Genomic DNA, 13,676 nt, shown 5'->3' with positions numbered 1-13,676 from the left:
AAATGAAGGCAACAGGAAAAGTTTTTAAATATGGTGACAATGTAGATACAGACGTAATTATTCCTGCCAGATACCTGAATTCTTCAGACCCGGCAGAACTGGCAGCCCATTGTATGGAAGATATTGACAAAGAGTTTGTGAAAAAAGTAAAAAAAGGCGATATGATTGTGGCAGATAAAAATTTTGGCTGCGGCTCTTCCAGAGAGCATGCGCCTCTTGCTATTAAAGCAGCAGGAGTCAGCTGTGTGATTGCAGAAACCTTTGCCCGGATTTTTTACCGCAATGCCATTAATATTGGTCTGCCTATTGTGGAGTGCCCGGAGGCGGCTAAAGGCATCGAAGACGGAGATGAAGTGGAAGTGGATTTTGACAGCGGTGTGATTACCAATAAGACAAAGGGAACCACCTTCCAGGGACAGGCATTTCCGGAATTTATGCAGAAAATCATAAAGGCTGAGGGATTGGTGAACTATATCAACGGACAGAAATGAGAATAAACTCCATGAGCCGTCTTGTCTTTGTAAAAGACAGGCGGCTTATTGGAGTGTTCGCCTGAGTCTTTTTGTTAAGCATGTTAAGAATTGTGAAAAAAATTTGAAAAACTATTGCTTTTTTCTTTGTAATCTGATAATATATAACTCGTTCCGGGGTATGGCGTAGCTTGGTAGCGCGCACGGCTGGGGGCCGTGAGGTCGCAGGTTCAAATCCTGTTGCCCCGATACCTAAGCCCCTTGTAAATCAAGGGGTTTTTAATTTCGTGTTGCATAGTTCTTAATATTGCATTTTTTGTGTTTCTTCATCAATAGCATTTCGGTATACACTCTTCATGACATAATCTGTCTTCCATCCACCATAATTCATAATGTACTGATCCGGTATTCCGATAGCATGCAGGATAGACGCTGCATAATGACGTAAGTCATGAAAACGAAAATCTGGGAGAGCATTCTTCTTTAACGCTCGTTTTAGTGCCTTGGTTACATTATACGGCTTCATGTTTAGAAATTTTTCCATCTATGCCAGAAAGTCGTTGTATAACGAAATCAGGAGCGTGTACAGTGCGATAAGAAGAAATAGCCGTCTACTTTTCTCAGGAGCAGGACGGCTATTTCTTATGTGTAAGATTTAGAATTGCAACAATCAGTAAAGCAACGCTTACGATTAGACTTCATTCTTCATATCTACTCATAATAATCACCGCCTTCCGTAAGGTCTCGGAATAGGTGAGAGCACGTCCCCAAGTTCCCTGGGTAAGTATTATTATATTATCAAGGTGTTATTCAATAAAAGAACAATTATGTGTTATCCAACCGGATGACACTCCGGGTATATCTTTAAGACCACTAAAGCGTGATAGTTACCTGTTCTATTTTGGGATAAAAACAAAAGGTGCTTCCGCAATGGAAACACCTTCGGTTTTAAATTGAATCACAAGCTGGGCGGCGTATCCAGCATCTCAGGTACTCTTGTGAGTGTGTCGGGAGCCTTTCCGACCTTTGCGACTCAATTTATTGTATTACCATTATAGCGGAAAATATACTATCTGTCAAATTTTTTTAAGCGACCATTTTCTATACCGTGCTTTAATTTGCCATTTGTAATGGTGTGTAGCGTAGCAACATATAGATAAATTTCTTTGATATCAAGTTTTATTCCAATTTGGATATTTTCATTAAAAATCTTAACAAGCTCGAAACTATCACCAATCTCATTAGGATTTACTCCGATATAATCAGGAGATGAGATAATAGAGGAGATAAATCTGAGATAAGGAAGACACTCAGGATGTCGTTTCGCTATATGTTTTTCTAACCCCAAGGATTGATATATAAAGTCCTGTTCAAAATGCACAGGTAGATATTTATTAAATTCTTTATTATAAGATGCAACGGGGAATACTTTGTTATTTATGATTTATCTCACCTCTTTTCTGTATGTGTTAAAACGCCAATGATTCTTTGAGTAAGTATATTATATTGTCAAGGTGTTGCTTCTGCATTGGCAGGGCAGTTTAATTTGTTTTTACCGTTGTAAGAATTAAAGTACATTCAAAAAGGTGCTATTTTTTATAAATCTCTTAGTAAAAAATATTTTAAATATAGGATTATGGAGTATCCTCTTCATGGTTATCACCTTCTATTAAATCGATGTTGTGAAATATTTCCTGCAATTTGTCATTTACATTGGATGTATTTTGTGTAATAGAAATATCAATGTTTTCTTGCGTAACAAAACACCCAAGGCAGAGATTTGCTTTTAAATCAAGAAGTTTATTTTTGACCAGAAATTTTTACCACATCATAAATATTTCTTTCGATTTTTTCTTCAAAATATTTTTTCAGTGCTAAATTTCTTTTCCACTTTTCCTCAGGATAGAAGCCGTATCTGCGCCTTACATCTGCCATGCGGATTTCTATATCCAGAACGCCCTCACTTCCAGCCAAAGCGTCACACAACTGAATCAAGCGGTCGTACTCGTCAAAGGAAATTTTCTGCAGAGTGTTTTGAATCAGAGTCAGTTCTTCTTTCGTAGTATCATATTTCCCTACATAGTCCTCCAGTTTCTGATTGGGAAAAGAGTGGGTGAGACATACCCGTGCAGCTTCTTCATATCCGAGAGACATCATATAGGAATATCCGTCAGAAACATGTCCCAGATGACGGATGCCGAATTTTCTGCCAATATCGTGCAACAATCCCAGAACATAGGCTTTTTCGGAGTCCAGATTGCCGCAGGCTTGAGCGATTTTTTGTGCGCAGTCCCCGGCAATACGACTGTGATTGCCCCATGGACCGGGGTTGCAGTATTCTCCCTCTTGCAGCAGTCTTTTGGCTTCCTCTCTTGTAGGCAGCATATGGAATTCCCCCTTCCAGTTAATGTTATAGTTAGTATACACTGTTTTTCAAACTGATACAATAGAGTGATAAAGAAACAGCTTTGAATTTTCCTGAAAGATATTGACAATCGCAAAGATTGGCGATATGGTTAATTACATAAGTAATGAACCATATAAGTAAGGGGATTCATTGGAAAACCGATAAAAAATTTTCTACAGCAGGAAAGGGAGTGAAAGAGATTGCAGGAATTGCTCAATCAGGAAAAATCTATTTATATACAAATTAAAGAAATGATTGAAACTGATATTTTAAGAGATATTCTGCTGGAGGAGGAGAGAGTACCCAGTACCAATGAACTGGCAAAACTCTATGCTATTAATCCGGCGACAGCGGCAAAGGGGGTAAATTTGTTAGTGGACGAAGGTATTTTGTATAAGAAAAGGGGTATCGGCATGTTTGTGGCAGAAGGAGCCAAAAAGACCATACAGAAGCGCAGAAGAGAAAATTTCTTTGAAACTTATATTCAGGGTATGCTGACAGAAGCAGCCAGTCTGGGCATTACGAAAGAAGATTTGATTGACATGATTACAACAGAAAGAGGAAACCAGCAGGAGGTATGAATTTATGAAGATAGAGTGCAGGGATGTCAGAAAAAACTATAAAAAGAAAGAAGTCTTAAAGGGAATCGACTTGGTATTGGAAAAAGGAAAAATTTACGGTCTGATTGGAAGAAACGGAGCAGGAAAAACGACGCTGTTGTCCATTTTGTCCGCGCAGAATCCGGCATCTTTTGGAAACATTCTCCTGGATGGCAGGGAAATCTGGGAAAATGCAGAGGCATTAAGCCATATTTATTTTGCCAGAGAGATTATCACTTCATCCAACAGCAATGCTTCCGGGCTGAAAGTGAAAGAATACTTGAAGCTGGCAGAAACCTATCTTCCCCGCTGGGACAAAGATATGGCTCAACGCCTGACAGAACTTTTTCACCTGGACAGGAAACAGCGGATTACGAAACTGTCAAAGGGAATGGTGTCTATGCTGCAAATTGTAGTAGCGCTGGCCAGCAAGGCGGATTTCACTTTTTTAGATGAGCCGGTATCCGGTCTGGATGTGGTGGCCAGAGAAGCGTTTTACAGGCTCTTACTGGAAGAATTTACCGAAACAGAAAGAACATTTGTCATTTCTACTCACATTATAGAAGAAGCCGCAGATATTTTTGAAGAAGTGATTTTTCTGCATGAGGGAAAAATTCTTTTGAAAGAGAATACCCAGGACCTTTTGGAACACAGTGTGTATGTCAGCGGCAAGACAGAAGCCGTAGACAGGCTTATTCAGGGAAAGCAGATATACTGCCCGGAAGTTCTGGGAAGAAGCAAAAGTGCATTGGTGCGGTTACGGGAGGGAGAACGGCTTTCCGGGGGAGAGGGCGTTACCCTGCAGGGAGTCAATCTCCAGAAAATCTTTGTGGCCCTGTGCGGAGGGGAGGAACGCGTATGAGAAAGAAGAAGTCCTGGTTTTATCATGCAGCCGACAATTTGTGCGGTATGGCCTTGTTTCTGGGTATTTTGCTGGTGCTTATAGCTGTAAGGAGAGAAGAATTTTCCTGGGAAAGTGCCAAAACGGTCATTCATAATTATTTCTCTTTACCCGGAATTGTTCTAGCCGGGGTTTTGGGCGCTTTCAATGTGATTCTTCTGTACGAGAGTACAGAACCTTTGAAAATCAGTTTTGGATGCACAAGAAAACAGGTATTTAGAGATATGCAGGCAATGAAAATTGCAACGCTGTTTACTGCAGGTATTCTCTCTTTTTTCTTATCCGGACAGGAACGCAGCAGGATTTTTTTAAAGGAATTGTTGTTTTGGGGGCTTTTATTGCTGTTCTTGCAGAGTATCTGTGAATGTATGTCCATTTTGGGAATGAGATACAAGGGACTGATGCTGGTTTCCATTTTGTGTATCTCTGGAATTATTGGATTTGTGGTGGCTTTTATGGCAATGGATTTTATAAAAAACGGAGAAATTCACATGGAATGGCCGATTTCAGGAGTTTTAGAAAATTGGCTGCTTTGGGCAGCGGTGTTTTTACTGGGAACAATTTTATTGGTATTCTTTTCCTGGAAATTTTTCAGAAAAGCGGAAGTACACATCTAGGAGGTTGTTATGAGAGAGATAAAAACAGAGTGGAGGATAAAGAAAACAGATTTATTGGCAATGGGTTTGTTTCTGTTGGTATTCTTTCTGGCTGTGTTGGGACTGGATAAATGTTTGGGCTTCAGCCAGCGCATAAGTGCAGAGAAATTTCCATGGATAGCAGCTGGATTTGTAGCCGTATCATGGATAGTGGCAGATTTGTATATGAGCTTTGACTGGGCTGTGGGATTTGGCAGAACCAGAAGGCAATATCTTCTGGGAACTGTCTGGGTATATGTGGCAGGAACTTTTTTGCTGCTTTTGGAAAGCCGGTTCTTAAACGAGATTTTTCCTATAATAGCGGGAAAATATGACAGAATAGAGCTGGGGATTGTATCCGGAAGTATGGTGCTTTTAAAAATTGCTGCATGGGCAGTGTTTTTTACGGGGATAGGAGGTATATGTGCGCTGGTGTTGCACCGTTTTGGCATAAAGGGTGCTACTGCACTGATGATGTTGGTTTTTCTGTGCCTTGGGATTTGGAACAGCGATTTGTGGCAGACTCTGAAAATAGAAAACCTGACGGGCAGGCTGCAGAACGCTTCTGAACTGCTGCAGAGCATGCTCACTCTGCTGGTGGGTGTCATGTGCTGCGGAATCTGGATTTGGAGATTCAGAAAAGCCCCGGTGAATTAGATAAAGGCAAAGAAATTTCCATATTTTATGGAATTTGCGATTGACGTTTACACTTTAAAATGGTATCGTAATAAGAAATTATTTATGTGAAAAAGGGAGGAGCTAGAAAGTGAAGAACAGCAGCAAATACAAAAGACAGTATTTCCTTCCCCCGGTAAAGTGTATGGACTGGGCAGAGAAGGACTATGTAGACCATGCGCCGGTATGGTGCAGTGTGGATTTAAGAGACGGGAATCAGGCCTTGGTCATTCCCATGAATCTGGAGCAGAAGGTGGAATTTTTTAAACTACTGGTAAAAATTGGGTTTAAAGAAATTGAAGTAGGGTTTCCTGCCGCATCTGAAACAGAATACACTTTCCTTCGTACCCTGATTGAAGAAAATCTCATTCCGGATGATGTGACAATTCAGGTTCTGACGCAGGCCAGAGAGCATATTATCAAAAAAACTTTTGAAGCGGTAAAAGGCGCCAAAAACGTCATTGTTCATGTATATAACTCCACTTCTCTTGCGCAGAGAGAGCAGGTGTTTAAAAAATCCAAAGAAGAAATTCTGCGGATTGCCGTAGAGGGAGCAAAACTGTTAAAGGAGCTTACGGAGAAAGCGGGAGAACAGTACCGTTTTGAGTACAGCCCGGAGAGTTTTACGGGAACAGAGCCAGAGTATGCTCTGGAAGTGTGCAATGCAGTTTTGGAGGTATGGAAACCTCAGGCAGACCGAAAGGCCATTATAAACCTGCCGGTTACGGTACAGCATTCCATGCCTCATGTGTATGCCAGCCAGGTGGAATATATGTGTAAAAACCTGAAATACAGAGAAAACGTAGTAGTTTCCCTGCACCCGCACAATGACCGGGGGTGTGGTGTGGCAGATTCCGAAATGGGGCTTTTAGCCGGAGCAGACCGTATTGAGGGAACCCTGTTTGGAAACGGAGAGCGAACCGGAAATGTGGATATTGTAACCCTGGCTTTAAATATGTATTCCCAGGGGGTAGAACCAAATCTGGACTTTACCCATATGACAGATATCTGTGAGCAGTATGAGAACTTTACCGGCATGAAAATTAACGAGAGAAGTCCTTACAGCGGAGCGTTGGTATTTGCTGCTTTTTCCGGTTCTCATCAGGATGCCATTGCAAAGGGCATGCACTGGCTGGATGAGAAGAAGCCGGAACACTGGACGGTTCCTTATCTGCCCATTGACCCAACCGATTTGGGCAGAAATTATGACGCAGATGTGATTCGTATTAACAGCCAGTCCGGAAAAGGCGGTGTGGGCTATATTCTGGAAACAAAATTTGGACTGAATCTTCCTGCAAAAATGCGGGAGGCTATGGGATATACGGCAAAGGCAGTTTCTGACCACACCCAGAAGGAACTTATGCCGGAGGAAATCTTTGAACTGTTTAAGAAAACTTTTGAAAATAAAGTTTCTCCATTTTCTGTCCGTGAGGTACACTTTAACCGGACAGCAGACAGCATGAAGGCAGAAGTGACGTCTTCTTTTAACGGAAAAACCATTACGACCCGGGCAGCAGGAAACGGACGTCTGGACGCTGTGAGCAATGCGTTGAAGCAGGCTTATGATTTGCAGTTTGAACTGGTGACTTATCAGGAGCATGCTCTGGAAAAAAGCTCCAGCTCCAGAGCCATTGCCTATGTGGGAATCCAGAAGCCAGACAGAACACTGGCTTGGGGAGCAGGAATTGATGCGGACATTATCAGCGCTTCTATTGACGCTTTGGTCACGGCGATTAATAATCGATAAACAGAGAATATTATACGAAAAACAAAGATGAAATTGTGCAGAATTCCTAAAAACAAGGTATCAGCTTGACTTTGGTATCGAAAGTCCTTTATAATTTCAGAAAATCAGTGTTAGAAAATACAACAGGCTAAAGGAAAAACGTATGGACATTATATGTGCAATTTTAACCGGTTTTCATTACCTTATGGAGAAGATGGAAAGATTTGCGGCAAGAGTCAAGATTTCCAAAAAGAGCAGAAGAGAAAAAGCAATCTTTCTGTTAGGTGTTATTGCCGTGGCTGCTTTGGATTTTGCCTGCCACGGGGTACATGCCGCAGGATTTCATGAAGTCTATGCAGCCGAATCGGAAGAAGAGGATGAGGATGAGCCGGAGAAGAACAGCACTTACGGGCTGGATTCCATTGTGGAAGGTGTTTTCATCAGTCAGAATACCCAGACAGAAGTAGAAAAACTGGGAACTTCCTTTGAAGTGGTTCTGGTAGGGCAGCGCATGGGAAGAAGAGAACTGGCTTCAGAACTGGATTTCAGTGACCAGGGTGCCCGGGAAGTGGAAAAGCTTCAGGATAAATCCATAGGGATATCGGAAGAACAGTTACCTATGTCGGATGAGGATTACAACACCCTGCTGAAAATCGTAGAGGCAGAGGCCGGAGGCGAAGATATGAAAGGAAAGATTCTGGTGGCTAATGTGATTTTTAACCGTGTAAAAAGCCCTCAGTTTCCATCCACCGTGACAGACGTGGTTTGGGAGAATGTAGCGGGAAGTCCTCAGTTTTCCCCTACAGCAGATGGCAGGATTTACACAGTAACGGTCTCTGAAGAAACCAGAGAAGCCGTAAACCGGGCCATTGACGGCGAGGACTATTCCCAGGGTGCTTTGTTTTTTGTAGAAGAGGCGTATGCAGATAAAGGCAATGTTGCATGGTTTAAAAAAGATTTGAAATTTTTGTTTAAATACGGAGTACATGATTTTTATACATATCCGTAAGAAAGGACGGAAATATGCAGGTATTATACAGAAGTACAAGAGGAACAGACAAAGCATATACAGCATCAGAGGCAATTTTAAAGGGACTTTCCGAAGACGGCGGGCTGTTTGTACCGGACAGGATTCCAAAGCTGGATCTGCCGTTGTCCGCACTGGCAGGCATGACCTATCAGGAGACTGCTTATGAGGTTATGCGCCGTTTCCTCACAGATTTTACAGCAGAGGAATTAAAGCAGTGCATAGAGAATGCTTATGATGAAAAATTTGACACCCCAAAGATTGCCCCCTTGGTTGAGAAAAACGGCACTTTTTATCTGGAATTGTTCCACGGAGCAACCATTGCATTTAAAGATATGGCGCTTTCCATTCTTCCTCATCTGCTGACAACAGCGGCAAAGAAAAATCAGGTGAAGAATGAAATCGTAATTCTCACTGCTACTTCAGGAGATACCGGAAAAGCGGCTATGGCAGGCTTTGCAGACGTACCGGGTACCCGAATCATTGTGTTTTACCCCAAGAATGGCGTCAGCCCTATTCAGGAAAAGCAGATGGTGACACAGAAGGGGAAAAATACTTATGTAGTGGGAATTACCGGGAATTTTGATGATGCCCAGACTGGTGTGAAGAAAATGTTTAACGACAAAGAACTGGCAGCGCAGCTGGATGCAGCAGGTTTTCAGTTTTCTTCTGCAAACTCGATTAACATCGGCCGTCTAGTTCCACAGGTGGTATACTATGTCTATGCTTACGGAAAACTTCTGGCAGAAGGAAAAATCCATGAGGGTGAGAAAATCAATGTGGTAGTGCCTACCGGAAATTTTGGAAATATTCTGGCAGCTTATTACGCAAAACTTATGGGTTTGCCCCTTGGAAAATTTATCTGTGCCTCCAATGAAAATAAAGTTCTTTATGATTTCTTTTCCACTGGCTGCTATGACAGGAACAGAGCATTTATGCTTACGAATTCACCTTCCATGGATATTTTAATTTCCAGCAATCTGGAAAGGCTGATTTACCGTATTGCCGGAAATGACCCAGAGAAAAACAGCCGGCTTATGGAGGGTCTGGCGAAAGACGGAAAGTATGAAATTACGGATGAAATGAAGCAGAATCTTCAGGAATTTTACGGAAACTATGCCACAGAGGAAGAAACAGCCGGGGCTATCCGCAGACTGTATGAAGAAACAGGTTATGTTATGGATACCCATACGGCAGTGGCTGAGGCGGTTTACGAAAAATACCGTCAGGAGACCAAAGACGAGACAAAGACCGTAATCGCTTCTACAGCAAGTCCGTTTAAGTTTACCAGAAGTGTGATGAATTCCATTGATGGAAAATACGACGCCCTGTCTGATTTTGAGCTGGTAGACCAGTTGTCCCGGATTGCCGGAGTAAGAGTGCCAAAAGCTATTGAAGAAATTCGCACAGCACCGGTTCTCCATGACCGGGTAATCGCAGCAGAGGAAATGCCGCAGGCTGTGAAAGAAATCCTGGGTGTATGAGAATGCTTCGGCAGAAAGAGGAGAGAATATGGAAAAAATTGACCTGGAGTATGCGAAGAAAAGTTTTCGGGAATATCTGCAGTCCTATGACCAGAAGGATGAAAAAATCAAATTAAAGAGAATTCATACGTTCTGTGTAGTGGACGCAGCGGAATATATCTGCAGGCATGAGAGGCTTTCCCAAGAGGATACGCAGCTGGCACTTTTGATTGCCTTGCTTCATGATATCGGCCGGTTTGAGCAGCTGAAGAAATACAACAGCTATGATGACAACATTATGGATCATGCGGATTTTGGTGTGCAGGTGTTGTTTCAGGAGGGTATGATTCGGAAGTTCCTTGAGACTCAGGAATATGATGAGCTTATCCGTCAGGCCATTGCCAATCATTCCCGCTATGCGCTGCCTGAAATTGCAGATGAGAGAGCGCTTCTTCACTGCAGGATTATCCGGGATGCGGACAAACTGGACAATTTCCGGGTGAAGGCTACAGAAAGCCTCGAAGCACATTTTGATGTGTCAAAGGAGGTTGTGGAGAAAGAAACGGTTTCCGATAATATTCTGGAAGCAATCCGAGAAAACCGGTGCATTTTAAGAGGAGAGCGAACCACACATCTCGATATGTGGATTTCTTACCTGGCCTTTATTTTTGACTTGAACTTTCCCTCCAGTTTCCGATATATTCTGGAGCATGACTATGTAAATCACAACATTGACCGCATGGCATATGCGTCAGAAGTGACCAGAGGGCGAATGGAAGAAATCAGAAATATTTGCCTGGAATATCTGGAAAAGCGCAGTCGTGGTTAAAAAGTTGTTAAATTTTTCTGTGTGAATTGGCGCATTTTTGTTGAAATATTTCATATACTAGAGTATAATAACAATTAAGAAAAGTCCTGGGGTGTACGAGGCTCCCATTTATTTTGAACCTACATTACTTTAAACGGGATTCCTATATTGCCGTCTCAGATGTCAGGCCGTCATTGTGCAGCGGAAGACAGAAGATTCGGCTGCGGTTGCCCACCTAGCATAAGCTAGGAGTCAGAAGATGGGAAACGGCACTCTGGGATAAAAAATAAGACCCTGAAAAGGGTTTTTTTCATATGAAAAAACAGAATTTTTAAACATTAACAGGAAAGCAGGTAGAGAAACATGGGGATTCAGAAACAGTTATTCGGGAAAAGTCCGGACAACCGGGAGGTTTTTTTATACGAGATTACAAATGAGAATCATATGACTATAGCGGTCAGTGACTTTGGAGCCACGCTGGTAAAAGTACTGGTGCCGGATAGGGACGGACACCTTCGGGATGTGGTATTGGGATATGACAGTGCAGAAGGATACTATGATAATCCAGGGCATTTCGGCGCCGTGGTGGGAAGAAACGGAAATCGTATCAAAGCTGCAAAATTTACCATCAATGGGAAGGAATATCAGCTGGCCGTCAATGACAATAAAAACAATTTACATAGCGGTCCCAACTGGTACCGCACCCGTGTATGGAATGTAACAGAAATCAATGAAGAAAAAAACAGTGTTACCTTCGGAATTTTAAGTCCGGACGGTGACCAGGGATTTCCGGGAAATTATACCGGGTATGTGACTTATGAGCTGACAGAAGCAAATGAGATTGTGCTGCATTATGAAGGAAGTGCGGATATGGATACGGTTGTGAATATGACCAATCATTCTTACTTCAATCTGGCCGGACATAAAGCAGGTGCAGAGGCTATGCTGAATCATGTGGTGCAGATTTTTGCACCGGAATACACACCGGTCAGCGACAGCGAAGCCATTCCTACAGGAGAAATTCTTCCGGTAAAAGGGACACCTATGGACTTTACTAAGCCAAAGACCATTGGACAGGATGTGGAAGCTGACTTTGAACAGCTGAAACTTTTGGGCGGCTATGACCATAATTATGCCCTCTGCCGTGAAAAAGGAGAATTGCAGCAGGCGGCAAAAATTGTCTGCAAAGAATCCGGTATTGAGATGGAAGTTTTCACAGACCTTCCGGGCATGCAGTTCTATATCGGTAACTTTATTGAGAAAGAAAACGGAAAAGAAGGCTGTGTTTATGAAAAACGGGGCGGCTTCTGTATGGAAACCCAATACTATCCAGATGCCTGCAATCAGCCGGCGTTTCAGAGTTCTGTATTAAAAGCGGGAGAAAAATACGATACGGTAACGGTGTACAAGTTCTCATCAGAAAAATAAAGCAAAAAAGAAAGAGTTCCGAAATCGGGACCCTTTCTGGCGTATGGAAAAGGAATTTCCCACATATATTAGGAATATGAACTGGAAAGAAAAATTAAAATGGAAACTCCTGATTATCGGAGCTGCTCTGGTAGGAATTTTGATTGTGTGGTGTGCAGGAAAGGCGGGAGAGAAGCAAGCAAATGCCGGGAAAGAAATTCTGAAGGAGTATGCTTTAAGGGAGAATGAATGGGCAAGCGCAGGGACAAAATTTCAGCCTGAACAGCAGGCTGAAGAAGAGCATGCACAAAAGCAGCAGGAACAGACAGCACAGGAAGACAGTCAGCAGACACAGTCGGCCGCCGCAGATGTGCAGGAAACCTATGGAAAAGGACCGGACATCAAGGTACTGCTCATGACGTCAGGGTATCAAAGCTATTTTCATGAACAGATTTCTTTGAAAGTGCACGGGAATTATGAACTGGAAGGGGCAGAGTCTCAACAGATTCCCGATGGGGAAATTCTGACTTTGGATGCAGACAGCCCGCAGATTTCGGATGGAACTTTGTCCCTGAAGCCTTTAGAAGAAGACAGCCGGATAGAGCTGCTTTCCATAGAACGGGGCCAGGGAAACCCCCGGTATCGCGGCAGTTTGACAGTATACCGGGAAGAGAAGGGGCTGCGTATGGTAAATACGCTGCCCCTGGAAGAGTACCTCTGCGGTGTGGTTCCCAGTGAAATGCCTGCATCCTATCCGGAGGAGGCGCTGAAAGCCCAGGCGGTCTGCGCCCGTACCTATGCCAGTGTACAGATGCAGGAAAGCAAGCTGGAGGATTTGGGCGCGCAGGTAGACGACAGTGTGGCCTTTCAGGTGTATCAGAACAGCCCGGAGGCGGAGAGCAGTACCAAAGCAGTAGAAAACACGGCGGGAAAGATTCTGCTGAGTGACGGGGCGCCCATCTGCGCCTATTATTTTTCTACCTCTCACGGAAAGACCAGTACGGACGAGGTATGGGAGGCTTCTGCCCCCTCCTCTTATCTGCAGAGTGTGGCATGCAGTTATGATGCAGCAGAACCCTGGTACAAATGGAAGGTATCTGTGGCAAAAGAAACCGTTTTGTCAAATGTGCAGAAGCTTTATCCGGAGGTAAAAGCCGTAGAGGCATTGGAAATCCGGGAGAAAGGAGAGGGAGATGCCGTTCTGAAGCTGGCTGTCCATACAGATAAAGGCATAAAAGAGTGCCGCAGCGAATATGACATCCGTTCTCTGCTGGCGCCTGTAGGAGCAACCATTATTCGGCAGGATGGTTCTGAGGCCAGGGGAGGTACGCTTTTGCCCAGCGCTTATTTTGATTTGCAGGAGCAGAAGAATACGGAAGGTGTGACAGAGGGATGGGAGATAAGCGGCGGAGGTTACGGACATGGTGTGGGTATGAGCCAGAACGGCGCGAAAGGCATGGCTGCCCAGGGGAAAAACTGGGAGGAAATTCTGCAGTATTTTTACAAAGATATTGAAATCGGAAATTTGAACCAGGTTGTCAAGTGAGCAGATTCGTGA

Annotated in this window: 14 protein-coding genes, 1 tRNA gene and 1 other RNA gene; 13 read left to right on the top strand and 3 right to left on the bottom strand. The window is 43.3% G+C overall.

Annotated features, from left to right (window positions below):
• The first annotated feature begins 2 nt into the window (after positions 1–2).
• Both leuD and WKT17_RS11060 read left to right on the top strand, forming a co-directional pair.
• Positions 3–491, top strand: coding sequence for a 3-isopropylmalate dehydratase small subunit (gene leuD / locus WKT17_RS11065; RefSeq protein WP_173749784.1), 489 nt, complete (start codon positions 3–5; stop codon positions 489–491).
• A 154-nt stretch (positions 492–645) separates the two neighbouring features.
• Positions 646–719, top strand: a tRNA-Pro gene (locus WKT17_RS11060).
• 52 nt (positions 720–771) lie between these two features.
• Here WKT17_RS11060 and WKT17_RS11055 read toward each other — a convergent pair.
• The 3 genes from WKT17_RS11055 to WKT17_RS11045 all read right to left on the bottom strand — a co-directional run bounded on the left by WKT17_RS11055 (position 772) and on the right by WKT17_RS11045 (position 2,855).
• Positions 772–996: a tyrosine-type recombinase/integrase gene (locus WKT17_RS11055; RefSeq protein ID WP_291683540.1), complete on the bottom strand. Its 225-nt coding sequence runs from the start codon at positions 994–996 to the stop codon at positions 772–774.
• Positions 997–1,539: 543 nt separating this feature from the next.
• Positions 1,540–1,911 carry a PBECR3 domain-containing polyvalent protein gene (locus WKT17_RS11050; protein WP_226853682.1) on the bottom strand — a complete coding sequence of 124 codons (372 nt, stop codon included), beginning with the start codon at positions 1,909–1,911 and terminating at the stop codon, positions 1,540–1,542.
• A gap of 359 nt (positions 1,912–2,270) precedes the next feature.
• Positions 2,271–2,855, bottom strand: coding sequence for an HD domain-containing protein (locus tag WKT17_RS11045; protein ID WP_173749787.1), 585 nt, complete (start codon positions 2,853–2,855; stop codon positions 2,271–2,273).
• A gap of 222 nt (positions 2,856–3,077) precedes the next feature.
• Here WKT17_RS11045 and WKT17_RS11040 point away from each other — a divergent pair, with 222 nt between their 5' ends.
• The 11 genes from WKT17_RS11040 (at position 3,078) to WKT17_RS10990 (ending at position 13,664) form a co-directional block, all read left to right on the top strand.
• On the top strand, positions 3,078–3,458 hold the full coding sequence (locus tag WKT17_RS11040; protein WP_173749788.1) for a GntR family transcriptional regulator: 381 nt from the start codon (positions 3,078–3,080) through the stop codon (positions 3,456–3,458).
• Between the two features lie 4 nt (positions 3,459–3,462).
• A complete protein-coding gene (locus WKT17_RS11035) occupies positions 3,463–4,338 on the top strand; it encodes an ATP-binding cassette domain-containing protein (RefSeq protein WP_291683541.1) in 876 nt (291 codons plus the stop codon).
• On the top strand, positions 4,335–4,994 hold the full coding sequence (locus tag WKT17_RS11030; protein WP_173749790.1) for a hypothetical protein: 660 nt from the start codon (positions 4,335–4,337) through the stop codon (positions 4,992–4,994). Before WKT17_RS11035 ends, WKT17_RS11030 begins: the two co-directional genes overlap by 4 nt.
• Before the next feature lie 9 nt (positions 4,995–5,003).
• Positions 5,004–5,669, top strand: a complete 666-nt coding sequence (locus tag WKT17_RS11025; protein WP_173749791.1) for a hypothetical protein — start codon at positions 5,004–5,006, stop codon at positions 5,667–5,669.
• A 109-nt stretch (positions 5,670–5,778) separates the two neighbouring features.
• On the top strand, positions 5,779–7,434 hold the full coding sequence (locus tag WKT17_RS11020) for a 2-isopropylmalate synthase (protein ID WP_173749792.1): 1,656 nt from the start codon (positions 5,779–5,781) through the stop codon (positions 7,432–7,434).
• Between the two features lie 142 nt (positions 7,435–7,576).
• Positions 7,577–8,422, top strand: a complete 846-nt coding sequence (locus WKT17_RS11015; protein WP_226853678.1) for a cell wall hydrolase — start codon at positions 7,577–7,579, stop codon at positions 8,420–8,422.
• Between the two features lie 14 nt (positions 8,423–8,436).
• Entirely contained in the window at positions 8,437–9,924 is a 1,488-nt protein-coding gene (thrC, locus tag WKT17_RS11010; RefSeq protein ID WP_173749793.1) for a threonine synthase, read from the top strand.
• A gap of 28 nt (positions 9,925–9,952) precedes the next feature.
• Positions 9,953–10,732 carry an HD domain-containing protein gene (locus WKT17_RS11005; RefSeq protein ID WP_173749794.1) on the top strand — a complete coding sequence of 260 codons (780 nt, stop codon included), beginning with the start codon at positions 9,953–9,955 and terminating at the stop codon, positions 10,730–10,732.
• An 80-nt stretch (positions 10,733–10,812) separates the two neighbouring features.
• Positions 10,813–10,996, top strand: a non-coding RNA gene (gene ssrS, locus WKT17_RS11000) — 6S RNA.
• A gap of 78 nt (positions 10,997–11,074) precedes the next feature.
• Positions 11,075–12,139 carry an aldose epimerase family protein gene (locus tag WKT17_RS10995; RefSeq protein ID WP_173749795.1) on the top strand — a complete coding sequence of 355 codons (1,065 nt, stop codon included), beginning with the start codon at positions 11,075–11,077 and terminating at the stop codon, positions 12,137–12,139.
• A 76-nt stretch (positions 12,140–12,215) separates the two neighbouring features.
• Positions 12,216–13,664 carry a SpoIID/LytB domain-containing protein gene (locus WKT17_RS10990; RefSeq protein ID WP_226853680.1) on the top strand — a complete coding sequence of 483 codons (1,449 nt, stop codon included), beginning with the start codon at positions 12,216–12,218 and terminating at the stop codon, positions 13,662–13,664.
• Positions 13,665–13,676: the final 12 nt, after the last annotated feature.

Source organism: Blautia sp. HCN-20427, assembly GCF_037890365.1.
GTDB lineage: Bacteria > Bacillota > Clostridia > Lachnospirales > Lachnospiraceae > Blautia.
The sequence above is the reverse complement of the archived record's forward strand: the minus strand, read 5'-3'. Positions and strand labels throughout refer to the sequence as shown.

What these genes read in the sequence shown, in the direction of transcription:
- leuD (WP_173749784.1), top strand. Translation starts at nt 3, where the DNA reads ATGAAGGCAACAGGAAAAGTTTTTAAATATGGTGACAATGTAGATACA.
- WKT17_RS11005 (WP_173749794.1), top strand. Translation starts at nt 9,953, where the DNA reads ATGGAAAAAATTGACCTGGAGTATGCGAAGAAAAGTTTTCGGGAATAT.
- WKT17_RS11035 (WP_291683541.1), top strand. Translation starts at nt 3,463, where the DNA reads ATGAAGATAGAGTGCAGGGATGTCAGAAAAAACTATAAAAAGAAAGAA.
- WKT17_RS11030 (WP_173749790.1), top strand. Translation starts at nt 4,335, where the DNA reads ATGAGAAAGAAGAAGTCCTGGTTTTATCATGCAGCCGACAATTTGTGC.
- thrC (WP_173749793.1), top strand. Translation starts at nt 8,437, where the DNA reads ATGCAGGTATTATACAGAAGTACAAGAGGAACAGACAAAGCATATACA.
- WKT17_RS11015 (WP_226853678.1), top strand. Translation starts at nt 7,577, where the DNA reads ATGGACATTATATGTGCAATTTTAACCGGTTTTCATTACCTTATGGAG.
- WKT17_RS10990 (WP_226853680.1), top strand. Translation starts at nt 12,216, where the DNA reads ATGAACTGGAAAGAAAAATTAAAATGGAAACTCCTGATTATCGGAGCT.
- WKT17_RS10995 (WP_173749795.1), top strand. Translation starts at nt 11,075, where the DNA reads ATGGGGATTCAGAAACAGTTATTCGGGAAAAGTCCGGACAACCGGGAG.
- WKT17_RS11045 (WP_173749787.1), bottom strand. Translation starts at nt 2,855, where the DNA reads ATGCTGCCTACAAGAGAGGAAGCCAAAAGACTGCTGCAAGAGGGAGAA.
- WKT17_RS11055 (WP_291683540.1), bottom strand. Translation starts at nt 996, where the DNA reads ATGAAGCCGTATAATGTAACCAAGGCACTAAAACGAGCGTTAAAGAAG.
- WKT17_RS11025 (WP_173749791.1), top strand. Translation starts at nt 5,004, where the DNA reads ATGAGAGAGATAAAAACAGAGTGGAGGATAAAGAAAACAGATTTATTG.